We start from the raw sequence: 24,811 nt of genomic DNA, 5'->3' as shown, positions 1-24,811 counted from the left end.
GTCGCAGCCTTTTCAACGAAGAAATGTACTCGTATAGAGTGTCACTTGGAAAACATATGAAAAACGATTTTGAAAGAGACTTCAACTTAGGTGGCTCAATTGAGCGCGCTATCTCAGGGAAATATGACCTCAAGGCTGGGGCTGTGTTCCAAGAAGCGTGGCAGCAAACCATCAAGCATTTTTTGTCTTTCTCTCCTGCAATTATTGCCCTCATTTTTGTGCAAGTGGGTATTTTTTATATCGCACTGCAATTACAACTTGGCGATCCATCCGTTATCTTGCAAGCGTTCCAGGACCCAAGCTTGCTAGATCAGAGCATTTTTCAAGCTATTTTTGTTGCCAACTTTAGTTATGAAGTAGTGAGTGCACCTGTATTTGCAGGTATCTCACTTATGGCAATGAGCCACGCAGCGGGTCTTACAACGAAAACCAGACACATCGGCAAAGGTCTACAGTTTACCGTGCCTGTCATTATCGCTACGCTGTTTAGCTTGATGTTGCAAGGCGTGGTGAGCATGATTTTGCCATTCCTTTCGATGTACCTATCTCTTGCGTTTAGCCAATCTATATTGCTTATCTGCGAGAAAAAGGTTCCGCCACTCCAGTCTTTGCTTTTATCACTGCGTGCGGTAAACAAGAAGATTTTCGTTCTGGCAGGTATCTACACCTTAGTGATGTTGATGTTCATTGTCGGCGCGATGTTCTACGGTATTGGCCTTATCTTTGTATTGCCGTTTTTCTTCCATGTAAAAGGCATTGTTTATCGCGAGATGTTTGGTATCACCCTAAAGATTGTTGCCACTGAAGGTAATGGCTCAAACGACTCTGGTAACGACAGCAACGACGATAACAACGACAATACACCGCCAAGAAACGACGATAAGCCTAATAAGAACCCTGAGGTATTTGATGCGTAGTTCGCATAAATTTCTATCTATAGCTACGCTCCTGACTGGGAGCGCTTTTTTGTTCCTTTCTGAAAAATCCGCCGATGACCATGAAGATGAAGCCATCACGCTGCCTGCCATCGCGGAAGACAAGCCAGATATCGCGAGCATTACCGATACCAATCAGAAGAAGCAGACTTTTTTTGATTACTTGAGACCCGGAATCGCCATTGAAAACGCGCGAATTGAAAAAGAGCGCAGACGATTACTTGGCATTAAACTAGCGCTGGATGAGCAGTCTCTGACGAGTGAACAACAAGCTACGGCAAAGCGCCTTGGTAAACTCTATTCATTAGAGCCTTCACAGGTGAACTATGATTGGGTCAATGCAATGCTTGAAAGGGTAGATGTTCTTCCTGAAGCACTGGTACTGACGCAAGCGGCTAACGAATCGGCATGGGGAACATCGCGCTTTGCCAACGAAGCCAATAACTATTTTGGTCAATGGTGTTATACGAAGGGATGCGGCCTTGTTCCGTTAAAACGTAGCGAAGGAATGTCGCATGAAGTGGCTAAGTTCAGCTCTCCTCAGCAATCTATCCACGGTTACTTTATGAATGTGAATCGCAACCGCGCTTACCAAGAATTGCGTGATATTCGTGCTGGTATTAGAGATCGAGGTGAAAATTTGTTGTCAGAGACGGCTGCACTGGAACTCACTAATGGATTACTGCGTTATTCGGAGCGGGGTGAGGCATACGTCAAAGACCTGCAAGCCATGATTCGACATAATGACAAGTTCTGGACAACACAATAATAATCAAAGAATTAAACATGAAAGTAGTAAAGTTAGCCCTTTTAGGTTTTGCCGCAGCCACATTTGCGGTTCCCACTCTTGCCCAAGAGTACATGTTCACCTATTCAAAACTGTTTTCACAGATGAAGAACAATGCGAAAGAAGGGCATGAGGATGTGAAGGTGGGTTTCTTCTTTGTCGATGCGGACTCAAAAACCTTGTGTCCTATTGAAAAAGCTTGGATGGAAAAAGAGGAGCATTATGAAGAGTTGCCAGCGAGCCCAATCAATGAACTCGTGGTGCCGCTAGATAACAACCTCAAGTCAGCGAATCCGTTGGTGTTTGTACACACTCCACAAGATCAGCGCTGCGACTTCTCTATGGTGGTGATGACGACCGAACCTATGTCAGGCAAAGTGACTTATGCAGAGGTTGAAAGACTTCTGCCACAAATGCAGGTGATGCTAGAAGATTTAGGAGGCATGTTTGCCAGTTGGTTCACTCCGGATGTTGAAGGTATTACTCTAGAGTTCGCGCCTGATATGGAAGGTGCAATTTCTTATTCTAATGGTGACTCGGTAGCATTAGAAAACGGTAAAGCTCAAGTACGTCTCAGTGATATCGGTGAGGGGGGTTACATGACGCTCCCTGGAGAGACACTTCGTATCCTACCTTACCTTCCTGGCGCTAAATAAGCCTGCGCATCTTTCTAGAATTGTTTGACTCCCAATCGAAAGGGGGTCAAACAACCATTTAATCTTTATCAAAAAGCTCGTATAATCCACGCCCCAGATTATTCCCAGTAGGAAATCCTATCGTCGACATTGTCGGCAATGTGAGAGCACGTGATGAATCAGACAGATACAAGAAAAGAAACCCTAGAGTTCAACAAACTTCAAAAGCGTCTTAGAAGAAATGTTGGCAACGCAATTATCGACTACAACATGATTGAAGAAAATGATGTGGTGATGGCGTGTATCAGTGGTGGTAAAGATTCATTTGCGATGCTGGATATCCTATTGAATCTTCAAAAAGCAGCACCAATCAAGTTTGATGTGGTTGCGGTTAACCTTGATCAGAAACAGCCAGGTTTCCCAGAGCACATCCTGCCAGATTACTTTGAAACACTGAACATTCCTTATTACATCGTTGATAAAGATACGTACTCAGTCGTTAAAGAGAAGATCCCTGAGGGCAAAACGACATGCGGCCTATGCTCGCGTCTTCGTCGTGGAACGCTCTACTCATTTGCTGAGAAAATTGGCGCGACTAAAATTGCACTAGGTCACCACCTTGATGACATTGTGGAAACCATGTTCTTGAACATGTTCCACGGCTCCCGCCTAAAAGCGATGCCTCCTAAGCTTCGTTCTGATGATGGTCGTAACGTGGTGATTCGTCCGCTAACGTACTGCCGTGAAAAAGATCTGATCAAATACGCTGAACATAAAGATTTCCCAATCATTCCTTGTAACCTGTGTGGTTCTCAGGAGAACCTGCAACGTCAGTCGATTAAGGCGATGTTGATTGATTGGGATAAGAAGACCCCGGGTCGCGTTGAAGCTATCTTTAAATCGATTCAAAACGTTAGCCCAAGTCAGTTGGCTGACCGTGAGTTGTTTGATTTCGTAAACCTTCCATTGGATCGTGAAGGCTCACGTGAAGAGTATGAGTTTAGTGAAGCGACGGTTTCGTCGACAAACATCGATGAGTCTATGTTTATTGATGTGACTAATGTTTAGTACACCGCTAGATTGAAGAAAACGCCCCTTATTTGAGGGGCGTTTTTTTATGTTGGTTACATAGAAGTTAAGCTCATTCATCCAAGGCTTGGTGGGTACTCGTGTCATTCCTGTGCAGGCAGGAATCTAATCGAGGCTTGGTGCATTCGTTAAGTAGACCCCTGCCTGCGCAGGGGTGACGAAATACTGGACATGTGATGAGATAATTAAGATTGGCCTGGATCTAGAGGGCTAATATAGCCATCCGGTTTAAGCGCCATGACATCACAATTGATCTTATCAATCACATGCTCTGCTGTATTACCAATAAATACCGCGGACAAACCAGTGCGACCAGTAGTACCAAGAATCACCATGCCAGCATCCAGCTGACGAGCTACATCCGGAATGATGTCTTCTGGCAATCCTTGCTCAACGATCGTTTGGTCTTCGGCATAACCATGTTTTTGACGCAGCGCTTTCATAGCCGTCAAATGGTGACCGCGAACAGCGTCGGTGTAGGTTGCTGGATCGAACTCTGGAAGCTCAATAGTGATGTTTGCAGGTGTAACCGGGTAGGCGTTAACGAGATAGCCCGTTGCGTCGAGACGTTCGGTTAAGCTATCAAGTTGCTTCACCATACAATCATTCAAATCGATGTGGGTTGGGTTTTCTGAGCCAACGTGAACCGATGCAATAATATTGGCTTTCTCTGGCCAATCGGCATTCTTAACTAACAAAACAGGTACTGGGCATTTACGAAGTAAGTGCCAATCTGTTGGTGTGAAAATCACCGACTCGAGAATGTCGTGTTTGCGAGTGGCTTTGATGACAATATCTTGCTGTCCCTCAAAAACTTCCTCCACGATCGCTACATAGGGTCTGTTATGCCAAACAACCGTAACGTCGAAATCGAAGCTGTCATCGAGGTGAGGTTTAGCGACACTTCTCATCCATTCTTCACGTTGGTGTATTACACCACGCCTCATTGCGTCACGTTCTTCATGTGACAACATAGAAGTCATGTCGTAAGAGAAATCGTAGATAGATAAGAAGAAACGAATGTGGCTCCTGGATTTGCTCTTCTTAGCAAGCTGAACCGCACGAGCAAGGGCAGGCTGCTCATCGCTATTAAGATTCGCTACGACGAGGATTTTACTGTAGATGCTCATAGATACTCCCTACCTAATTGGGCTATTACCTATAAACACTTTAGCGCAAATCTATGAATTTTTTTAGAAAAATTGAATTTTAAAGGGAAGAAAATTTGAAGTGGCTCATTGTAGAGCCACTTAGGAAAGGTTGCGACAATTAGTGAGCTGACGAGCTTATTCTTTAGAAACGCCGGCCATTTCCATCAGTGCATCATGGTCGATGATAGTGATGTATTTGCCTTTAACACTCAGTACTTCTGCTTTTTGGAAGCGGCCAAGTAGGCGGCTGATGGTCTCAACCGTTAGACCCAAATAGTTACCGATGTCACCGCGAGTCATAGTCAAGCGGAACTCCCTTGGGCTAAATCCACGTTGTGAGAAGCGAGTTGATAGGTTGTATAGGAAAGCAGCAAGACGCTCTTCAGCATTCTTCTTAGAAAGCAGCAAAATCATTTCTTGATCGCCTTTGATTTCATTCGACATCAAACGCATGATTTGCTGGCGAAGTTTCGGCATTTTGCCTGAAAGGTCATCTAGAATTTCGTAAGGAATTTCGCACACCATCGAAGTTTCAAGAGCTTGCGCAAAGCTTGGGTGTTCATCACCGGTGATGGCATCAAAACCCACTAGGTCGCCAGCTAGGTGGAAAGCAGTGATCTGCTCGTCGCCTTGTTCGGTAATGGTGTAACTTTTAATTGTCCCTGAGCGGATAGCATAAAGTGACTTCAATTCGTCACCTGCTTTGAATAGCTCTTGGCCTTTTTGGATCGGCTTTTTACGCTCAATGATTTGGTCTAGTTGATCAAGCTCAGATTCGTTGAGAGTAAAGGGGATGCAGAGCTGACTAATGCTGCAATCTTGGCAATGAATCGCACAGCCGCCAGACTGAACACGTTTTGCTACAGGCTTTTCAGAAATCATAACAACCTTTCACTATTTGATGTACATCAAGATTTTATCATTCATTACCCCCAAAGGGTAGCTAAAAAATCAATGATAAAACAATCATCTATTAGTTTGCGCTAAAAATCATCACCGACTCGTAACCTGTATATAGTCCATAAAAGAGTATCGAAACTGCGGCGATGTTGCGGAAAATAAGTGAATTTTGCAGGGATTTTAATTTTGTAGCGCTCGTGCCTACCAACAACATAGCGGGCAAGGTACCAAGACCAAAAGCTAACATGGTGGCGCCACCGCCCAATGCACTTCCAGATACGGCTGCCCAGGTTAATACCGAGTAGACAAGGCCGCATGGTAACCAGCCCCATAAAAAACCAAACGGTATGGCATGAGAACTGTGTTTTAGTGGCAGTAGTTCATTGGCGAGAGGCGAGATACGCTTCCATAACGACTGACCCAGAGCTTCAACCTTTAGTAGTCCATTCCACCATCGCCCAACATAGAAAGCGAGCAACACCATAAACAAAGCGGCGATGATACGAACAAACGCAAGCGATTGATTGAACTGGGAAAGCGATGCAATCCCTGCAATCGTTCCGCCCACAACACTACCGATCAACGTGTAACTTAGCAAACGGCCAAGGTTGTAATTGATTATAAGTGCGGTGGGGGTTTTATTCGATTGTCCAATGGAAAGAAGGGATGCAATACCACCGCACATTCCCATGCAGTGGCCTGCTCCTAAAAGACCGATGGTAAAAGCACCAACTAGGTCAAGATTCACGCGAGTCTTCCTGTTTCGGCTTGTGACTCGCTTGTTTTGCTTTAGCTTGTTGGTCGGTGTCTTCGTCAAACAAAATATTGTGGCCTTGACGTTCTAGGTCTTCAAATTGTTCGCTTTTCACCGCCCATAAGAAGATGGCAACAGCCACACACACCAAAACAATGGCGATGGGAATGAGGATATAGATGCTTTCCATGTTACTTACCTTCTTCTTTAAGCAAGCGTAGCGAGTTTGAAACGACAATAATGGAGCTTGCTGACATGCCCACAACCGCAATGTAAGGCGCGACGAGTCCTGCGACTGCTAATGGTAGAATCAAAACATTATACCCTAAAGACCAAGCTAAGTTCTCTCTGATGATCTTGCGAGTTCTTAACGCGAGTTCGCGAGCAGTGAGTATTTTATCCAACCTGTCACCCAATAAAACAAGATCAGCAGAAGCCTTGGCAACATCGGTACCACCACCCATAGCTATAGATAGGTGAGCGCCGGCTAGAGTCGGAGCATCATTAATGCCATCACCAATCATCATAGTTATGTCATCAGAATCGAGAGATTTGAGGTAATTCAGTTTATCGCTAGGTGAAGCACTGGCAATGACGTCATCAATACCGACTTCTTTCGCGACGGGCTCGGCGTTGGAGAGTGTATCACCAGTAAGTAGTGTTGTTTTCACACCGGCTTCACGCATCTTGTTGATAAATTCGACCGCTTCTTTACGAATTGGGTCACGATACTCGAATGTTGCTACATGTTGACCATCTATCGACATATAAACGCTGTTTAGAGCAGCATCGTCACGTCCTAATACATAGTGCGCGTTACCAATTTTAACCAGCTTACCATCAATGATACCTTGCAAACCTGAGCCGATAACGTTTTCTACATCTGTCACCAAAACTGAATGGTTCAGGTATGGTTTGAATGCACGAGCAATAGGGTGGTTGGCGTGACTTTCTAGGGATGCAGCAATGCTCAGGAACTCTACTTCAGATTGATCACCAAAAGCGTGCGTACGAGCAATTTCAATGTCCCCATGAGTGAGAGTACCCGTCTTGTCGACAACGAGATGGTTAACTTTGCACAAGGTTTCAAATACGTGTCCGCGTCGAGATAGAATACCTAACGTCCCCATACGCGAACTTGAACAAGTGATTGCGGTCGGCGTAGCTAATGATAGAGCACAAGGGCAGGTTGCTACGAGCACAGACAGCATGATCCAAAACGCATCATCAGGTTCCGTTTGATGCCAGAACAACCATGTGCCTGCAGCAATTACGAGTATGATAGCAACAAAGTAACGTGCCACGATGTCAGCGATTTCGGCAATTTTAGGCTTGCTCAATTGGGCTTCATCTTGCAATCGAACAATGCTAGAAATCATTGAGTCGGCTTTGGTGGAGCGCACTTCAAGATCAAAGGCTTCATCACCATTTAGCGTACCGGCATAGACAAAGTCGTCTTTGCCTTTTACAACCGGTAGTGATTCACCCGTTAGCATTGATTCATCGATGTGAATACGGCCATTAAGTACGACACCATCCGCTGGAATGTGCTCCCCAGGTAATACTTTTATTTGATCGCCAATTTGAAGCGACTTAACCGGGACTTGTTCACCATTGAGTTTATTGGCAATGGCAGGAATGAGCTTTAGAAGGTTCCCACTTGCCGCGGCGGCTTTTCTTCGCGCTCGCATCTCTAAATAACGGCCAATCAGTAAGAAGAACGTAAACATCGAGATAGACTCGAAGAACACTTCCCCTTGTTCTGTGACGGTCGCGACTAAACTCGCTACATAAGCGAATATCAGAGCAATAGAGACAGGGACATCCATGCCAAGGGTTCGCCCTTTGATACTTCGCCAAGCATTGATATAGAACGGAAGAGCAGAGTAGAGGAGAACAGGCGTTGCGAAAATCAAGCTAACCCAACGGAAATAACTTTTGAACTCAGGTTCAAGGTTACCAAATACTTCTAGATACAGGGCTACTGCCAGCATCATCACTTGCATGGTCGCAAGGCCAGCAATACCTAATCGATATAGGTATTGCTTCATTGTGGCATGATAAGCCGCTTCTTGCTTGTCTGCCTCAAACGGTGCAGCTTTGTAGCCGAGGGTATGGATAGAGGAGAGTAACTGACTGAGTTGGGTGGCAGTTTTGTCCCATTTAAGGAGAGCACGGTTTGTCGTGGTGTTAACCCGAATAGAAACAACACCAGGCTCGACGGACATGCGCTTTTCTATTAACCAAGCACAGGCTGCACAGGCAACCCCCTCAAGTGACAATGTCACTTCCTTGGTGTCTTCGTGATTCCTTACAAACTCAGCTTGCACATCTTCATTGTCGTAATGAATGAGTGCTCTTAGCTGCTCGGGCACTAAATCAGCCTTCTCTGCTGTGGTAGTGCGATATTGGTAGTAGGAGACTAAGCCACTATCGACAATCGTTTGAGCCACACTTTCGCAGCCGGGACAACACATCTCCCGGTCTGCACCTAAAATTTCTACGTTGAAGTTCGTGTTGGCTGGTACATCTTCACCGCAGTGATAACACGTCTTACTCATAATTTAATCTAACAACACTACATCAGTTTCAGTTGGGAATGTTACTCGGCCTTGAACCATCCAAGCTTGGTCATGTGGTTGTAGCTCTACAAACCAAGGACCTTGAACATCGTGATCAAGTGTTAGTCGGTAGGTGCCTTTAGCATCTGCAGTGACAAGCTTTTCAAAATCACGGTCCGGCAGTGTGCGATGGGTAAACGTAGCAGTAAGAGCAGGGAAGTGAGGCAATTGACCTTTTTGGAACTTAATCAAAATAGTATCGCCTGCTGACGATACCGCTGCATTGAGTTCAAGCTCTCTAGCAACGTTTATCTTGGTTAAATCAACATTAATCCCTTTTCCTTTTTTATAGTAATCCTCGGCAACTAAGCTGACTTGGTTGTCCATTAACAGCGAGATTCGATAACCAGTTCCGATCACAACAGACAGAGGCAACGCGATTAGAAACCACGGCCAGAATTGTTTATACCAAGGCTTTACCATAAAAAAGTTCTCAACAGCTGACTAAGAAAGAAATTATAATTTATCTAGAAAAGACAGCCCCTTACAAGGGGCTGTTATTGAAATGTTACTTATTTGTCGGAATTACTTAGGCTCCAAACGTACGCTGATACTAGCTGTACTTTTTCTTCACCTAGGATGTCTTTCCATGCTGGCATTACACCCGAGCGACCATTCATAACGGTTTCTGTTACAGCCGCGCGAGAATCGCCAAATAACCATACTTGGTCGGTAAGATCTGGCGCTCCGACAGCAGGGTTGCCCTTACCATCTGTACCATGACACGCTGCACACACGACGAAACGAGCTTTACCCGCTTCTGCTTCACGGGCGTTCACTTTACGACCTGAAAGGCTTAACGTGTAGCTAACGACTTCACGTACGCCATCTTCACCAAGGGCATCTTTCCAACCCGGCATCTGACCAACGCGGCCGTGCAGCAGCGTTGTCACGATTGCCTCAGGCTCACCGCCGTATAGCCATGCATTGTCCGTTAGGTTAGGGAAGCCAGTTTGACCGCGAGCATCCGAACCGTGACATTGTGAACAGTTTTGTAGGAACAAACGTTGACCTACTTTAATTGCTTCACTGTCGGTAGCAATTTCAGGGATAGGGCGTAGCGCACCATCCGATGTTTTTGCTAGGCGGTTAAATGCTTCACCGAAGTAGGCATCTGCGTCATCAAGCTCTTTTGCGTACTGAACAAGAGTTTTGTTTTCTTGAGCAGCGGCAATAGAGGCTTTTGACTCTTCAAGTGAGCGTACGGTTTGATCCGAACTTTGCCAGCCAAGAAGACCCTTGTAGTTACCCAAGCCTGGGTACATAGCAAGGTAAATAGCGGCAAAGATGAACGTACCGACAAACAAATAAGTCCACCACTTAGGCAGTGGGTTGTTCAACTCACGAATACCATCGTATTCGTGACCCATATCTTCGCCTTCTTCGACACCCATTTTGTCGCGAACACACCAATATAGGATCGCTGCACAACCAACCAGCGTACCGACTGTGATGACAATAATCCATAGACTCCAGAATGTAGTCATTACTTAGTCACTCCTTTTTCTTCGGAGGTGGCTTTTTGTTCGTCTGCGAACACTAAGTTTGCATCTTCTTCAAAGCGTGCTTTGCGGCTTTTGCCAAAGGCCCACCACACAACACCAATGAAGCTTGCGAACAACACTATGGTCCAAATACTGTGAATAGTACCGATATCCATAAGCCCCTCCTTATTTCATCGCATGGCCTAAAGATTGAAGATAAGCAATGATGGCATCCATCTCTGTTTTACCTTCTACGTCTTTAGCCGCGTTTGCGATTTGCTCATCCGTGTATGGAACGCCAAACTGGTTACGGAAGATTTCTAGTTTCTTCTGTGTCAATTTGCCATCCAGTACGTTTTCCTCTAGCCAAGGGAAACCTGGCATGTTTGATTCTGGAACCAATTCGCGAGGATCGATTAGGTGAACTCGGTGCCACTCATCAGAGTAACGTCCACCAACACGGGCGAGATCTGGGCCAGTACGCTTAGAACCCCATAGGAATGGGTGTTCCCAAACGCTTTCACCAGCGACAGAGTAGTGACCGTAACGCTCAGTTTCTGAACGGAAAGGACGGATCATTTGGCTGTGACAAACGTTACAACCTTCACGAATGTAGATATCGCGACCTTCCATTTCCAGTGCACTGTACGCACGAAGATTTTTCACAGGTTCAGTAGTTTGCTTTTGGAAAATCAACGGAGTGATTTCAACAAGCGCGCCTAAACTGATTGCGAATACGATTAAAATAGCCAGTAAGCCAACGTTACGTTCAACGACTTCATGGCGATTGTTAGAGTTTGAGCTCATCTTTAATCTCCTTAAGCCGGTTGAGGGGCAGCTTTCAAGCTACCTTTAGCTGCTGTTACTGTCTTGTACGTGTTGTATGCCATTAAGAACATACCCGCTAAGAAGATGAAGCCGCCAACAAAACGAACGAAGTAGAACGGGTACGACGCTTGTACAGATTCAACGAAGCTGTAGGTTAGCGTACCGTCCGAGTTAACTGCACGCCACATCAGACCTTGCATAACACCAGAGATCCACATCGCAACGATGTACAGAACTGTACCGATAGTTGCTAGCCAGAAGTGGGTGTTAATAAGGCCGACAGAGTACATACGCTCTTGACCGAATAGGCGAGGTACTAGGTGGTAAACAGAACCGATGGAAACCATCGCAACCCAACCTAAAGCACCTGAGTGCACGTGACCGATTGTCCAGTCGGTGTAGTGAGACAGAGCGTTAACCGTCTTAATAGACATCATCGGACCTTCAAACGTTGACATACCGTAGAACGATAGGGAAACGATCAAGAAACGAAGAATTGGGTCGTAACGCAGCTTGTGCCAAGCACCTGACAGCGTCATGATACCGTTGATCATACCACCCCAAGACGGAGCAAATAGAACCAAAGACATCACCATACCTAGAGACTGAGTCCAGTCTGGTAGAGCTGTATAGTGTAGGTGGTGAGGACCAGCCCAAATATACAGAGAGACAAGCGCCCAGAAGTGAACGATCGATAGACGGTAAGAGTAAACAGGACGTTCAGCTTGCTTTGGTACGAAGTAGTACATCATACCCAAGAAACCGGCTGTAAGAAGGAAACCTACCGCGTTGTGGCCGTACCACCATTGAACCATCGCATCGACGGCCCCTGAATAGACGGAGTAAGATTTACCCATCGATACAGGAATTGCCATACTGTTCACAATGTGAAGTACTGCAACGGTGATGATGAACGCACCAAAGAACCAGTTCGCTACATAGATATGTGACGTTTTACGCTTGATGAGCGTTCCGAAGAACACAATAGCGTAAGACACCCATACCACTGCAATAGCGATATCGATTGGCCATTCTAATTCTGCATACTCTTTACCTGAGGTAAAACCTAACGGCAGAGTAATTGCAGCGGCTAAAATAATTGCTTGCCATCCCCAAAAGGTGAATGCGACAAGAGGGCCTCCAAATAATCTCGTTTGACAGGTACGCTGCACAACATAATAAGACGTTGCAAACAGAGCACTGGTACCAAACGCAAAGATTACCGCATTAGTATGCAAAGGACGTAAACGACTGTACGTCAACCACGGCGTATCAAAGTTGAGCTGTGGCCAAACTAATTGAGCGGCAATCAAAACACCTACTGCCATACCAACAATACCCCAGAGAATCGTCACTAATGTGAACTGGCGTACTACGGTATAGTTGTAGACTTGTTCAAGCTGCTTTTCTTGGCTCATTAACATGCTTCCAATTTTCTAATTAACTACACTTTACTTCCAACACGACACATGTCGTAATGCTACCCAACCCATCAAAAGAACTAACGTTGAATCAGAACGTTACTTCTCTTGCCGGATTTAACAAAAAGTAGCATTTTCAAGCGACAATAATACTTCAATTAACAAATCAAGAACAGGGTAGTAACCTTACACTTGGTCTGGTTTATGACCATTTATTTCAAAACTTTGAAGTTTGTTACACGGAGAACTCGTCACAATGGCAGCACAGAAGCTAACAAAAGCAAGGCTTGTACAAATAATCATCATGATGTTGGTGCTCATTGCCGCATTTAGTTACCGTACGATGACGCACGATGTGACCAATACGGTAGATTGTTCAGTTGACGAACAGTGCGAGCTGAAAGTGGGAGAGGAAAACATCACATTTTTGTATCATTCTTCGACAAAGGTGCTGAACGTCACAAAATCAGAACTTTTAACATTTAAAGTTCTAAATATGGATGATGTGTTAATGAAATCGGTCAAACAATCAACACTTGAAGGTGTTGAGGCGCCGGTTACTATCACAGTAACTTCGTCATCTGGTGAATCAAGACAAGTCGTTATTCGCTAGTTTCGAAAAGTGCTTACAGCATCACCCCATAGCGTTCATTACTTTATCCGGCAGACCAAAGTACTTCTGGTTGCCATCAGGCTCTAACAATAAGCAATGAGTGGAGCTGGTGATGAGCGCAGGATCCATCGTTGTGTACACCACGGTCTTATCTTTTAACGCTCCGGTGAAGAGTTGATTTAAATACCCAGCGTGCTCTGCCTCACATCCGACAAAAGGCTCATCAATAATGAACAGGTTCTGCGACATGTCGCCAAGACCGATCGCTATTTTCAGCTTTTGAATGACGCCACTGGGGAGATTCTTAAGTACATCGGTATTTAAGTGAGTATCCAGCCCATCACAAAACCATTTAGAAAGCGCGAGAAGGTTAAAGGTGTAGTTCATTTGCGATTCCGAGATCACTCCGTTGTGCAGAACATAGTTCGATCGAATAGACCCCTCAAAAAGGTGCATATCAAACGGAATGAAATTAATCGCCTTTCTGTAGCGATAGTTGTTGAACTGTTTGATATTGTAACCATCGATATAAACCGCACCTTGATAACGCTCTTCTAGGCCAGCAATGATCATCAGCAGCGTTGTTTTACCGCTACCCGCAGGACCAGAAATGGCGGTTTTACTCCCGGGCATGAGCTTAAACCCTAAGTTAGTTAACCCAGTTTGCGCACCTTGGTATCGATGTGTGATGCCGCTACCCACCACTTCACCGACGAACTTACGAATAGGCGGACTTTTCTCAAGCGACGTTTTGTCGTCGTTAAGCGACATGAGTGCATTGATCTGAGCTGCTGAAGATTTGATGGTTTGAAACTTGGTAATGGAGTTATATATGCCCATGATCGGACCGAGTGCTTTCCAAACCAAAATGACCGTCGCTAACATAGCGCCGGCATCAGAGTTGCCATCCATCACAGTAATAACGGCGGTAACAATCGAGGCCGTACCAATCGCCTGAATTAGGCCGCCACCAATCGCTTGAATTTTACTGTTAGTCATTGCAACGTGCGCAGCGTCATTTGAACTCTGTTCGTGGGATGCATTGAATCGAGACTGAATAACACGAAGAAGAGGAAGTCCCTGTATTGTATTAATACCGCGAAGTAGTTCGTTCCATTGATAAGAGACCATCGCGTTTGCTCTAGAGCTGTTGGCCGTCGCTTGAGAATAGATATAACGCGAATAGATACAGAACACGATCATTAGGAATATGCCCGCTAAGACCGTAAGTGCAGCGTATCCAGAGAGAATGGTCACCGCTAAAATGAAAATTACGATAAACGGCATATCGAAGTAACTCAGTGTCGCTTCAGCGGTGACGAGCTTTCTGAACTGATCGATATCTTTTAAGCGCGCCAACTGAGACGAAACACCGGCAGAAGAGGTCATAGAGTAGGGAAGCCATAATAATTTTGCGATCACATTGCGGGAGATGTGAACCGCCAAATCTTGTCCTGAGGTGGCGAGAATGTTCATCCTAACTTTTTTTACGGCATATTCAGCAAAACCTAGGAAGACAGCAAACAGGGTCAGCCAATACAATGTAGAAACAGAACTAGAAGCGAGCGCGAAGTTATACACGCTCATGATAAAGAATGGCTGCAAAGCACCGAAAATATTGATAACCAGAGAAAGGAAGATCAGACTTTTAAACTCATCGTTATAGCGATAGAACGCATACTTGATCCAGTTGGACTTATCTTGTGACTCAGGTGGCGGCTCTCGGAACAGCTTAGAATACTCAGAGATAACGGTAATTGAGTATGTTGCATCAACTAATGTCACCGTAACGCTATTATTGTTCTTGTAATCAAACAGCGTAGCAACGCCATCGCGCACAGAAAGAAGTATCGCTTCAAGCTTATCTAGCTCGATAAAGCAGGGTAAATGTAACCCCTGCGTTTGGGCAAGCTCGGCTTTTTCATATTTAGTGGTGCGGCATTGATAGCCGAGTCGTGTTAACGTCGCCTCAAAACCGTCTGAATCTGACTCCCCAGGCATAAACGCATCAGATAAGAGTTCGGGCGTACCTTCCCATTCCATAGCGATAAGCGTATAGGCCAGCCCCCTAAGTAAAGGGGAGCCTTGGTAGCGCTCCTGAAACTGGTCTGACTCAAAATCGGAGAGTCGTTGCCCGATGTTGTTGAAGTCGACAAGAATACTCATGCTGCTACCTCTTCACCGGTTAATCGAATCGACTTGAGGCCATACTTTCTGCTGTCGAGTTTGTTACTTACAATAATTAGGAACTGTTGGTTTGCTTTGGGTATTAGTGTTGAAACCACTCGTTCGCCAAAAGCGGTGTCAAAAACTGCGTCGATATCATCCAGCACAAGTAATTTTTTTTGGCTTAGCATCGCCCGCACTATTAAGAGAGCGTACTGAACCTGCCTCGAAACAGGTGCGTTTTTGTTTCCGGTAAGTTGAGTGTAGAAACCATCGGTAAGCGCATCGATTTCATGTTTGATGCCAAGGTTCTTACAAATGGTAAACGCAGCACTGTTTAAGATCGGCCTGAAACACGTCAGGTTATCGATGATGGTTCCTTCAACAAAGGTACTGTTTCCATCTACTCTATGGACTGCTTCACGCCAAGTATGATAGTGAATATCATGAAGAGGCTTGTGATTAATGTAGATTTCTGATTTTTCACATTCAACATCTCGTGTGAGACAGCGAGTAATGTGACTCTTGCCACTGCCAGAGAGCCCTCGAATAACCGTTGGTCTACCTAGTGTGAACTCGATTCGCTGTCCTGTAGAGAGTTTCACCTCTATGAGATTGCCAATATTTTGATCAACTGGAGCGGGGAGTAACTCATCCTGACTATCAACTTGCGCTATATCTCGTTGCTGTTTGTATTCCAACTCCAATAACTCAGACACTTTCTCTATGTGCAGTTTATTAAGCTTCCAGCGGCCAATCGTACGCATAACTTGTTGATAAGGAGCAAAGTATCGGTTGGTTAGCATGATAATGGCCGCCATTACACCCTGACTTGCTGCCAGGTTAATCACTGACATCGCGAGCAGTACCACAACGCAAGCTATAGACAGTTGCTGAATCAGCGCAAGTACCAAGTTAAACTGAGACTCTAAATTTTCGTACTCAATATTTTTACTCTCTCGCTCTTTGACCATATCGGTCATTAGGCTCTCTAAACGGTACTCCATAGTGCGGCTTTTATTGTCTAGAGGACTTGAAACAATCTCTATGATTTTGGAGTTGGTAAGACCTTCAATTTCAGATTTCTCTTCAAGCGTCACAATCTTTCGATTGGAAATACGCAGCGCGGCGACATAGAGAATGATTGAAGCCACGACCAACGTTAGACCCGCACCAACATTGATAAGGCCAATAATGATGATGGTTATAACACTAACTACCGCGTTGATGGCAGCTCGTACGGTTTCCCCACCGAAGAAGCTTTTAATCTCTGGAATAGTAGAAATACGCTCTAAGTACTGACCTGGCTCGAGTTGATTAAACCTGTTTATTTCAGCCAAACACACAGACTTAAACACACGGTTGGTCAAATCGCTTTCAAAGTCCTTCATCAGTGTCGACGTGATCACTTCTTCTTGTTTCTTGAGTAAGTAGTCCAGATAGATAGCAACAAGAATGATCGCGAATAGTAAGGAGAGGGTATCTTTGGCTTGGTTGGGTAAAACACGGTCAAAGATGATCAAGATAGAAAAGGGTAAGACCAAAGCAAACAGAGTCGACATGACGGTCGAAAAGGTGAGATACACCTTATCGGCAAAAGTGATTCGTTGGGAGAAATGCTCACTACTCATCGACCTGTCCTATTGCTACTCGCTGTTAAAAGAAAAATGCTTTTAAATTTTAGTTTTTTAGATGCTCGGGTATCACGTCCATATCGCGAATGCTCGATTCATTGACCATTAAAGCCATGATTTTTTCTATGCTCAGCGGTGATAAATTCCCCACCGTTTTATCAAGCCGAATCGATTCAATAACATAATTGTATTTTGCGCTTTCATAATCTCGAATGGCACTAAACAACTTGCTCTCTGCGGCAAGTAAGTCGGTGAGGGTGCGCGTGCCCAGATCGTAAGCCCTCTTAATTCCATTGTAGGAAGAATAATTAGCACGAATAATATTTTCGAAGGTGAAAATCGATTGAGAGAAATCGTTGATGTTAAGAATGGAGGTTTCTAAGTCATTTTTGACCGTGTTACGCGTATCAAGAAGCAGTAGCTCATTGCGCTCTATCGTTTTTTCATTTTTCTTATAAGCATAGTAATCAGAGCCACCAGTCGTGATTGGTACGGTCAGCGTAAGCCCAAGAGACTTAGAGTCGCTAATCCCAGTCGCACCGGGTGTGGTAATCGGATCAAAGTTGTTGCTGTCGTCATGACGATAACTGGCGCTCGCAGACAGGCTTGGCGCAAAGTTAGAACCCGTTTCTTTCAGTGTTCTGAAGCTTCGATCTAATGTTTTCTCAGAGACAATGATGTCGTTATTGTACTGCATCGCTTGCTCTAGTAAATCACCACTGCGTTCAAATGTAATTTCTGACAATATGAGGCTACGCTCTAGATCTTGGGTTGGAATGACAGGATATTGTGTGAGTAACTCTAGTGTATTGAGAATTACATCCTTGTCTTTACCAAGGGTTCTCAATCGATTGGCAATCCCTTCTTTTTGCGCCACCACTTCATAAAGCTCACTCGCAGCAACATTGCCAAGCTCCACATTACGTTGCATTTGTTTGAGTCTAGCGAGTGACGAGTCTAGCTCTGCTTTAGTGGCACGAGTTTGAGCGCCGTTTTTTAAATACTCAAAGTACTGAACGGCAATCTCTTGAATGATCTCTTGAGTTTTATTCTCGTTTTTAATCTCTTCAATGTTGAAGTCCAGTTTCGCCGTGCCGTACTTGTAGATATCCGCAAGATTAAACAAACTTTGACTCAGTGAAACGCTATAACCGTGGTCATTGTAGCTATTAGTCGTGTCATCGGTGTGACTAAGAACGGTACGGTTACCACTCCAGGTGCTTGTCGCATTGGCTGAAACGGTAGGGAGAAATTTTGAACGGCTGACATCAATGTTGTAGGCGTTCTCTTCAACACCTTTTCGACTCGCAATAAGCGACACATTGTTGTTCAAACCGATCTGTACCGCCTCCAGCAAGGTTAATGCTTGAGAAGGAAAGCTAACAACGATAAAAGCACAACTAACTAATCTTCTGATAGGCCACATATTTTTTGATCACCTTGAGAATTTCATCGCTTTTGTAAGGCTTGCTAATGACGTAATCCATACCGGCTTCGATACATGCTTTATGTTCCGCAACGCTGGTCAATGCAGTTGCTCCGATGATCGTAGAAGGAATGGAAATATCGTTTTCTTTTTCGTGTTCACGTATCAGGCGAGTTGCCTGTATGCCACCCATGCCCGGCATAATACAGTCCATAAAGATGATGTCAGCGCGCTGTTTCTTAACCCATTCGACCGCTTCTGAGCCATCACCCACGGTATCGGCGTTATATTCTTGTTTCATCAAAATACGCTTGAGTAGGAACTGCTGTACCTTGTCATCTTCAACAATTAAGAATGAGCTGTTCTCTAATGTTTCCTCAACCGATTCCGCTTCCAATGCTTCACGTAAGTGAGGAATAAACTCATGTGGCAAGATAGGGCTGAAAAAGACTTTGTCGACGAACTCATGAGTAATTTGAGCCAGTTCGGAGGTGCTCGACATTAAAAACAGCTTAGTTCCGGTAGGTATTAATCGCTTACTCAACGTTTTACTGAAAGGCGCTATTTGGATACCTTCAATGGCATCTGTGATGATGACGCCATCGACTTTATCTTCAGATGGATTAAGACGGAAAAGCTCGTTAGGATCTTCGCAGACGGTAAACTTGGCGCCATTCATCGTCAGCACATTGGTTAATATCTCCAGCGATAACATGCCAGAGCTACAAACGATAAGATTCTTACCTTCTAATGTACTTGAGTTAGGTGCGAAGTAGCTTTGAGCTTCAAGATCAACTTCTACTTGGAAGCGTCGCTGCTTACCAGATTCAAACCATTTAGAATTAAAGTGACCAACATTACCAAGGATTGATTTTGTCCATTCGTCATTGCTTCCCATTGAATCTGCACGCTCAGACCAATGTAACGAATCAACCTTAGCCATTTTCACATTCGCGTTAGTGAGAAAAGTAAGTGACAATGTAACTCTTGAGCGATCGACATCTAGGCCACTACCAGTCTCTACTTTAAACAGCACATTTCTATCGGTTTGAACTTGCAGAGCGTTGGAGAGCTTTAGGAAAAGCATCCAAAACAGGCTAGTTTGGTGACCAAGCACCATAGCAGGCACACTTCCGATGAATGCACACTCGAGAGTTAGGTTTTCACGCTGGAGTTTAGACTTCATGTGGATCGTCAGTTCAGAAACGACATCTAAGAAAGAAAACGCGCTACTACTTTTATCTCGGCCTTGAGAGAGCAGTCGATTGTAGTTTTCAGCTAGTTCAGAAAGGGTATTAGCAGCAGAAGTTATGTCCTGAGCGAGAACGGCGGTGTTCTCATCTGCATCTTGGACAAGATAATGAATTCCGCCTTTGATGGTGTTAGTTATCCCGCGAATTTCATAACCAATAAGCCCGTAGAGCTGTTGATTCAAATCTGCATCTTGTTGCTGCTTATCAACCCTTTCGTGAAGCAATCTCAACTTGGAATAAATGCTACGCTCAATGGGGTCAATCTCTGTAGTACTAAGGATCTCTTCGATTTTTGATGAGTCTAGCCCATCTAAGCGCTCAGCTAGAGACTCAAAACTCTGATTCACAGAGCGGCGATCACGAACCGTTTTCTTCAGTCGATTCCAACCTCCAAGAACGACAGCGATGGCTATAATGGCCAGCAATGGAAAAATAACGACAATAACGTTCACAGAAGAGCGGATATCCTCAACAACTTGCTTGTGCTCAACAAAGAACAGATCGTCAAATCGGTTACGGATCTCTACGTAGTTGTTGCTGAGGGTTGTACGAAGTAGATAGTAGTCTTCTTTCTGAGGCGAGTCTTTTGCGAAATATCGATTGATCGCCAGCTGCACGTTACTGTATTCCACAGCTCCGACTAAACTGACTTGCTTTTTGTCTAATGCGGCCAGCGCTTTGAAGGTGGCCATTGCATTCATCAATGACTGAGCGTGTTGGCTAACATCATCACACTCACCATTTTGAAGACATACGTCAAGCGTAAGAATGGTGGATTCGAGTGCTGTGTTTAGCTTCTCTGTTTGAGCTATCAATGGAGTAGTGAAGGCACTTTCTTTGGGAGCAGCAGTGTAGTACTGATAAGCAAACCAGAGTCCAATAGCCGAAAGGCATAGTAATACTACTATGCCTAATTTAATCACTGGGAAGCTGTATATTTTGTATCGCTGCTTCATGGTTTAACGCTCGTCAAATGCATCTTCTATTGCCGACATAACGGGCTTTGCCGCGTACTCTATGACGCGTCTATCGCCGGTTTTTATATCTGCCGTAAACTCCATAAATGGTGAGAGACTGTACTTAGTCCCGGAACGTTCAAGAAAATCATGCTCAATCGTAATTTTCGCTAAATAGTACTCCGTTTCTTCCTCCTCATAAGAGGAACGACTGATCGAGGATATCTTGCCAGGCATAAAACCGTATTTGGCAAAATTGTAGGTATCAAACTTCAGTTTTACTTCCTGTCCAACTTCAACAAAACCCATCTCTTTACGAGGGATCTTCGCTTCACCGTGCAAGGTATTATTTAACGGCGCAATATCGGCAATACTTTCGCCTGGTGGCACCACCGCAGAACGAAAATTAAAATGTACTTTATCAACAACGCCATCAACGGGAGAATAAACCACAAGACGATTCACCTTATCCGTATGCTGAGGTTGCTGTATTCGTTTAATATCGAGATCTTTATTAGCTTGAATTATTTGTGCTTGATACTCCGCGTTCCTATTTACAATCAGATCGTTAAGCTGTTTCTCTAACCTTAGCAGCTGGAAATCTTCATTCATGAGAGATTCATCGAGGTTTTCGATTTCCCTCACCATATTAGACTCTTGAACCTGCATATTTAGAACGTCTACGTAAGAGGCCATTTCTTCGTTGTACAGCGTTTGCTTAATTTCAAGCTGTTTACGGATTAACTTAAGCTGGTTAAGAGAGCTGACGCGTCTTTTCTTCATCGACGCAATAAGGCGATCTTTGTGTTCGATATCATGTTTGATCAATGCTTCCGCAGAGGCATTTTTAGCATTCTCTTTAAGCCATGTCTCCTGATTCACCTGCACAAGATCGGGAAAATCGGAATAGGGCGTATAGTCGGGTTCTTTCTGAGCGATTAAACTCAAATAGCGAAGTCTATCTAGTTCAAGCTGTGCTATCTCAGCATTCATTGTCGAAAGCTGTGAGTTTCTCTCAATCGCCCGAAGCCTAGCGATTGGCTGACCTTCATAAACAATGTCCCCCGGTTTAACAAGCATGGAATCGAGTATTCCACCCTCTAAATGCTGAACTTTCTCTATATCAGATTCGAGTAAAAGCTCCCCCCTTGATGAAACGACAATATCGATACGAGCTTGAGACGCAATACCGAGGAGAATCAGAATGATAAAAAATGTCAAAAGAAGGGTCTTGTGAACAGTTGTCATCGCACTCTTTATTTCAACCGCTTCAACATAATCAGACTCGGATTTGTCCGTATTTTGAATCAAGGCATTTCTAATGTGATGTTCGATGTTACTTTTACTCACAACCGCCTCCCGGATAACAACCTAAACTATAGTATTAAATATACGTGATAACAGCGTCTTAGGTTTAGATTGCACAAATATCACCTTAACTAATAGCTAAGTATATTAATGCTCATTTTTCAAAAAAAATTCCTTGTTAATCTGTAGTTTGTGCTTAGTTGCTTAGTTAAATATTTCTGGTACGCATAAATTTCAATTTTGTCATCTAAACTTTTTGCTTTTTTTTCGCAAAATTTGCCTTGTCTTTCGTGTTTGTTGTCCTTTACTGAGTTTCTAGGAAGTGTCTGATTTTAAAAGCTGACAACGCGACGGAGGCAACATGGCTGACAACAACGAAAACAACCCCCTCAATGATGCGGTCGAACAAGTAGAAACCGGTAATGATGGTACGGAGCAGCAACAGGCTCAACAGAATCAACAAAACACAATTGCAACAACGATAGCGACGGGTGCGGATGCTGCCGATGCCGCCGATGACGCTAACCAGGCAATGCAAGATGACCCTAGCGGTGCGGGTTCATCAAGCGAGGGCGACGATACCGGTGGTGCACAGTCTGCTCAGCCTGTAGATAGTGAAGCTGCTTCGTCCGAAGGCGCTCAGTCAGGTGTTGTTGATAGTCAAATGACTGACGGTGACACTGGCGCTGATGCAGGTTCTGGTGGTGCTGGTGGAGCAGGCGCTGGCGCACAAAGTGTGGGCGGACAAGATTCTGAAGGCTCTGATGGCGGCAGTGATGCAGAAGGACAAACTCAGCAAGCTTCTGGCGCGCCGCAAGCGGCAGCCGCTTCACCTGCCGCAGGTGCTGGCGAAGGGGATGATTTTGACACGCAAACTGACAGCGAAACGTTTGAAGTTAACGTTCTTGATGAAGGCGAGCAAGCCAACCTAAATCAAGAGCGATTGGATGACGACTTTGACTCCGAAACAACGGAGCAAACGTTCGAGATCCAAGTCGAAGATGTAAACGATGAGGCAGAAGTCGAAGATGTTGCTTACACCATTCAAGAGGATGGTTCACTCACCTTTACAGACGCACAGCTTTTAGCGGGGGCTACTGACGTAGACGGTGATGACCTTACCGTTGCTGATGTAAGTTACACCGGTACCGATGGTGTTTTCACCGATAATGGTGATGGTACATACACTTTCTCTCCAAATGAAAACTTTAATGGCGAAGTTGATCTAAGTTTCTCTGTCAGCGATGGAACTACAACAACGGAAGCTAATATTGATGTGACTGTCGAAGCCGTTAACGATCTACCTGTCGCGGGGTCAACGACTTACTCAGTTAACGAAGACGGCATTATCACAATTAGCGATGATCAGTTGTTAGCTAATTCGAGTGATATTGAAGGAGACGTTTCCGTCAGCGACGTTTCCTACTCAGGTACAGACGGTATTTTCACTAACAATGGTGATGGTACCTACAGCTTTGCACCAAATGAAAACTTCAACGGTAATGTCAGCCTAGATGTCGTTGTTGTAGATGAAGACGGTGCAACTGCTGAAACTACGGCAGGTATTGACGTTATTGCAGTGAACGACGCGCCTGTATCGGGTGACTTAGCTTATTCCGTTGATGAAGACGGCTCTATCACTCTGACTCAAGACCAACTATTGTCCCAAGCATCCGATGTAGACGGTGATGACTTAACAGCTGCGAACTTATCAGCCGGTGATAACGCTACAGTTACCGCCAACGAAGATGGCTCATTCACCATCACACCAGATGCGGACTTCAATGGCGACATTGACCTAAGCTTCGACATCTCAGATGGCACTGACACCATCGTGGCTAATGCCGACCTTACTGTGAACCCAGTGAATGACGCAGCAGTCGTGGAAGATGTCGGTTACACCATCCAAGAAGACGGTTCRTTGACCTTCACGGATGARCAGCTTCTAGCGGGWGCSTCMGATATYGATGGYGATGACYTGTCWGTTGCCGATGTGAGTTACTCAGGTACAGAGGGTGTGTTCACCGACAATGGTGACGGTACCTATACCTTCGCACCGAACGAGAACTTCAATGGTGACGTCGACTTAAGCTTCTCAGTCAGCGACGGTACGACTACGACAGAAGCTAACATTGATGTGACTGTAGAGTCTGTCAACGACATTCCTGTGGCTGGTTCAACGACTTACTCGGTCGATGAAGATGGCATCATCACCATCTCTGATGAACAGTTACTTGCTAACAGTTCAGATGTAGAAGGTGAAGTCGCCGTTGATGACGTGTCTTATTCAGGCACAGACGGTATCTTCACCGATAATGGTGACGGCACTTACAGCTTCGCTCCAAATGAAAACTTTAACGGTAATGTCTCTCTTGATGTGACCGTGGTTGATGAAGACGGTGCGACCGCCGATACCACAGCAGGTATCGAGGTTATTGCCGTCAACGATGCACCAGTTTCAGGTGATTTGGCTTACTCAGTGGATGAAGACGGTTCTATTACCCTGACTCAAGACCAACTATTGTCTCAAGCGTCAGACGTAGACGGTGATGATCTAACTGCGGCTAACTTAAGCGCAGGTGATAACGCAACCGTAACCGCCAACGAAGACGGCTCTTTCACCATCACTCCAGATGCGGACTTCAATGGCGACATTGACCTAAGCTTCGACATCTCAGATGGCACCGACACCATCGTCGCCAATGCTGACCTCACTGTGAATCCAGTGAATGACGCAGCAGTCGTGGAAGATGTAGGCTACACCATCCAAGAAGACGGTTCGTTGACCTTCACGGATGAACAGCTTCTAGCGGGTGCGTCAGATATTGATGGTGATGACCTGTCTGTTGC

21 protein-coding genes are annotated in these 24,811 nt (G+C 44.9%); 6 read left to right on the top strand and 15 right to left on the bottom strand.

Annotated elements, in window-relative coordinates; translation table 11 throughout:
* The first annotated feature begins 56 nt into the window (after positions 1-56).
* The 4 genes from L4C42_RS21190 to ttcA all read left to right on the top strand — a co-directional run bounded on the left by L4C42_RS21190 (position 57) and on the right by ttcA (position 3,425).
* Entirely contained in the window at positions 57-917 is an 861-nt protein-coding gene (locus tag L4C42_RS21190) for a hypothetical protein (protein ID WP_353496183.1), read from the top strand.
* Positions 910-1,704, top strand: a complete 795-nt coding sequence (locus L4C42_RS21185) for a glucosaminidase domain-containing protein (protein ID WP_429761710.1) — start codon at positions 910-912, stop codon at positions 1,702-1,704. Before L4C42_RS21190 ends, L4C42_RS21185 begins: the two co-directional genes overlap by 8 nt.
* A gap of 17 nt (positions 1,705-1,721) precedes the next feature.
* The gene (locus L4C42_RS21180) at positions 1,722-2,378 is read left to right on the top strand and encodes a DUF2987 domain-containing protein (RefSeq protein ID WP_353496181.1); all 657 of its coding nucleotides are present in this window, start codon (positions 1,722-1,724) and stop codon (positions 2,376-2,378) included.
* A 153-nt stretch (positions 2,379-2,531) separates the two neighbouring features.
* Entirely contained in the window at positions 2,532-3,425 is an 894-nt protein-coding gene (gene ttcA / locus L4C42_RS21175; RefSeq protein ID WP_353496180.1) for a tRNA 2-thiocytidine(32) synthetase TtcA, read from the top strand.
* Between the two features lie 206 nt (positions 3,426-3,631).
* Here the strand turns inward: ttcA and uspE are convergent, their stop codons facing one another.
* The 10 genes from uspE to ccoN all read right to left on the bottom strand — a co-directional run bounded on the left by uspE (position 3,632) and on the right by ccoN (position 12,602).
* Positions 3,632-4,576 carry a universal stress protein UspE gene (gene uspE, locus L4C42_RS21170; protein ID WP_418642222.1) on the bottom strand — a complete coding sequence of 315 codons (945 nt, stop codon included), beginning with the start codon at positions 4,574-4,576 and terminating at the stop codon, positions 3,632-3,634.
* A 156-nt stretch (positions 4,577-4,732) separates the two neighbouring features.
* The gene (gene fnr / locus L4C42_RS21165; protein WP_112460197.1) at positions 4,733-5,479 is read right to left on the bottom strand and encodes a fumarate/nitrate reduction transcriptional regulator Fnr; all 747 of its coding nucleotides are present in this window, start codon (positions 5,477-5,479) and stop codon (positions 4,733-4,735) included.
* A gap of 91 nt (positions 5,480-5,570) precedes the next feature.
* Entirely contained in the window at positions 5,571-6,245 is a 675-nt protein-coding gene (locus tag L4C42_RS21160; RefSeq protein ID WP_353496178.1) for a sulfite exporter TauE/SafE family protein, read from the bottom strand.
* A complete protein-coding gene (gene ccoS, locus L4C42_RS21155) occupies positions 6,235-6,441 on the bottom strand; it encodes a cbb3-type cytochrome oxidase assembly protein CcoS (RefSeq protein WP_353496177.1) in 207 nt (68 codons plus the stop codon). The genes L4C42_RS21160 and ccoS overlap by 11 nt, the downstream gene beginning before the upstream one ends.
* Before the next feature lies 1 nt (position 6,442).
* Positions 6,443-8,812 (bottom strand): heavy metal translocating P-type ATPase, encoded by a 2,370-nt coding sequence (locus tag L4C42_RS21150; RefSeq protein WP_353496176.1) that lies wholly within the window; start codon positions 8,810-8,812, stop codon positions 6,443-6,445.
* A gap of 3 nt (positions 8,813-8,815) precedes the next feature.
* Positions 8,816-9,295, bottom strand: a complete 480-nt coding sequence (locus L4C42_RS21145) for a FixH family protein (RefSeq protein ID WP_353496175.1) — start codon at positions 9,293-9,295, stop codon at positions 8,816-8,818.
* An 89-nt stretch (positions 9,296-9,384) separates the two neighbouring features.
* Complete coding sequence (ccoP, locus tag L4C42_RS21140) at positions 9,385-10,359, bottom strand: cytochrome-c oxidase, cbb3-type subunit III (RefSeq protein ID WP_353496174.1); 975 nt, start codon at positions 10,357-10,359, stop codon at positions 9,385-9,387.
* Positions 10,359-10,532 (bottom strand): cbb3-type cytochrome oxidase subunit 3, encoded by a 174-nt coding sequence (locus tag L4C42_RS21135; protein ID WP_042501559.1) that lies wholly within the window; start codon positions 10,530-10,532, stop codon positions 10,359-10,361. The genes ccoP and L4C42_RS21135 overlap by 1 nt, the downstream gene beginning before the upstream one ends.
* 10 nt (positions 10,533-10,542) lie before the next feature.
* A complete protein-coding gene (gene ccoO / locus L4C42_RS21130) occupies positions 10,543-11,163 on the bottom strand; it encodes a cytochrome-c oxidase, cbb3-type subunit II (RefSeq protein WP_103879746.1) in 621 nt (206 codons plus the stop codon).
* 11 nt (positions 11,164-11,174) lie between these two features.
* Positions 11,175-12,602: a cytochrome-c oxidase, cbb3-type subunit I gene (gene ccoN / locus L4C42_RS21125; protein WP_042501564.1), complete on the bottom strand. Its 1,428-nt coding sequence runs from the start codon at positions 12,600-12,602 to the stop codon at positions 11,175-11,177.
* Positions 12,603-12,861: 259 nt separating this feature from the next.
* On the opposite strand from ccoN, the gene L4C42_RS21120 reads away from it, so the two are divergent.
* On the top strand, positions 12,862-13,218 hold the full coding sequence (locus L4C42_RS21120) for a hypothetical protein (protein WP_429761709.1): 357 nt from the start codon (positions 12,862-12,864) through the stop codon (positions 13,216-13,218).
* A gap of 21 nt (positions 13,219-13,239) precedes the next feature.
* On the opposite strand, the gene L4C42_RS21115 is transcribed toward L4C42_RS21120, so the two are convergent.
* From L4C42_RS21115 to L4C42_RS21095, 5 genes are read right to left on the bottom strand one after another with little or no spacing between them, the layout of a single operon-like run.
* Entirely contained in the window at positions 13,240-15,384 is a 2,145-nt protein-coding gene (locus L4C42_RS21115; RefSeq protein ID WP_353496172.1) for an ATP-binding cassette domain-containing protein, read from the bottom strand.
* The gene (locus tag L4C42_RS21110) at positions 15,381-17,015 is read right to left on the bottom strand and encodes an ATP-binding cassette domain-containing protein (protein WP_353496171.1); all 1,635 of its coding nucleotides are present in this window, start codon (positions 17,013-17,015) and stop codon (positions 15,381-15,383) included. Before L4C42_RS21110 ends, L4C42_RS21115 begins: the two co-directional genes overlap by 4 nt.
* A 49-nt stretch (positions 17,016-17,064) precedes the next feature.
* A complete protein-coding gene (locus L4C42_RS21105) occupies positions 17,065-18,444 on the bottom strand; it encodes a TolC family protein (RefSeq protein WP_353496170.1) in 1,380 nt (459 codons plus the stop codon).
* Entirely contained in the window at positions 18,419-20,653 is a 2,235-nt protein-coding gene (locus tag L4C42_RS21100) for an ATP-binding response regulator (protein ID WP_429761708.1), read from the bottom strand. The genes L4C42_RS21105 and L4C42_RS21100 overlap by 26 nt, the downstream gene beginning before the upstream one ends.
* A 3-nt stretch (positions 20,654-20,656) precedes the next feature.
* The gene (locus tag L4C42_RS21095) at positions 20,657-22,003 is read right to left on the bottom strand and encodes an HlyD family type I secretion periplasmic adaptor subunit (RefSeq protein ID WP_429761707.1); all 1,347 of its coding nucleotides are present in this window, start codon (positions 22,001-22,003) and stop codon (positions 20,657-20,659) included.
* A 319-nt stretch (positions 22,004-22,322) separates the two neighbouring features.
* Between L4C42_RS21095 and L4C42_RS21090 the strand changes: the two genes are divergently transcribed.
* Positions 22,323-24,811, top strand: a 2,489-nt coding sequence (locus tag L4C42_RS21090) for a cadherin-like domain-containing protein (RefSeq protein WP_429761706.1), incomplete at its 3' end; no start/stop codon positions are given.

The organism is Vibrio wakamikoensis (genome assembly GCF_050337275.1).
GTDB classification, from domain to species: domain Bacteria; phylum Pseudomonadota; class Gammaproteobacteria; order Enterobacterales; family Vibrionaceae; genus Vibrio; species Vibrio chaetopteri.
The sequence above is the reverse complement of the archived record's forward strand: the minus strand, read 5'-3'. Positions and strand labels throughout refer to the sequence as shown.

Bases quoted from the DNA above. Each gene is read 5' to 3' on its own strand.
- L4C42_RS21105 (WP_353496170.1), bottom strand. From the start codon at position 18,444: ATGTGGCCTATCAGAAGATTAGTTAGTTGTGCTTTTATCGTTGTTAGC.
- fnr (WP_112460197.1), bottom strand. From the start codon at position 5,479: ATGATTTCTGAAAAGCCTGTAGCAAAACGTGTTCAGTCTGGCGGCTGT.
- L4C42_RS21180 (WP_353496181.1), top strand. From the start codon at position 1,722: ATGAAAGTAGTAAAGTTAGCCCTTTTAGGTTTTGCCGCAGCCACATTT.
- L4C42_RS21150 (WP_353496176.1), bottom strand. From the start codon at position 8,812: ATGAGTAAGACGTGTTATCACTGCGGTGAAGATGTACCAGCCAACACG.
- L4C42_RS21115 (WP_353496172.1), bottom strand. From the start codon at position 15,384: ATGAGTATTCTTGTCGACTTCAACAACATCGGGCAACGACTCTCCGAT.
- L4C42_RS21190 (WP_353496183.1), top strand. From the start codon at position 57: ATGAAAAACGATTTTGAAAGAGACTTCAACTTAGGTGGCTCAATTGAG.
- ccoS (WP_353496177.1), bottom strand. From the start codon at position 6,441: ATGGAAAGCATCTATATCCTCATTCCCATCGCCATTGTTTTGGTGTGT.
- ccoN (WP_042501564.1), bottom strand. From the start codon at position 12,602: ATGAGCCAAGAAAAGCAGCTTGAACAAGTCTACAACTATACCGTAGTA.
- uspE (WP_418642222.1), bottom strand. From the start codon at position 4,576: ATGAGCATCTACAGTAAAATCCTCGTCGTAGCGAATCTTAATAGCGAT.
- L4C42_RS21110 (WP_353496171.1), bottom strand. From the start codon at position 17,015: ATGAGTAGTGAGCATTTCTCCCAACGAATCACTTTTGCCGATAAGGTG.
- ccoP (WP_353496174.1), bottom strand. From the start codon at position 10,359: ATGACTACATTCTGGAGTCTATGGATTATTGTCATCACAGTCGGTACG.
- ttcA (WP_353496180.1), top strand. From the start codon at position 2,532: ATGAATCAGACAGATACAAGAAAAGAAACCCTAGAGTTCAACAAACTT.
- L4C42_RS21100 (WP_429761708.1), bottom strand. From the start codon at position 20,653: ATGAAGCAGCGATACAAAATATACAGCTTCCCAGTGATTAAATTAGGC.
- L4C42_RS21145 (WP_353496175.1), bottom strand. From the start codon at position 9,295: ATGGTAAAGCCTTGGTATAAACAATTCTGGCCGTGGTTTCTAATCGCG.
- L4C42_RS21120 (WP_429761709.1), top strand. From the start codon at position 12,862: ATGGCAGCACAGAAGCTAACAAAAGCAAGGCTTGTACAAATAATCATC.
- ccoO (WP_103879746.1), bottom strand. From the start codon at position 11,163: ATGAGCTCAAACTCTAACAATCGCCATGAAGTCGTTGAACGTAACGTT.
- L4C42_RS21135 (WP_042501559.1), bottom strand. From the start codon at position 10,532: ATGGATATCGGTACTATTCACAGTATTTGGACCATAGTGTTGTTCGCA.
- L4C42_RS21185 (WP_429761710.1), top strand. From the start codon at position 910: ATGCGTAGTTCGCATAAATTTCTATCTATAGCTACGCTCCTGACTGGG.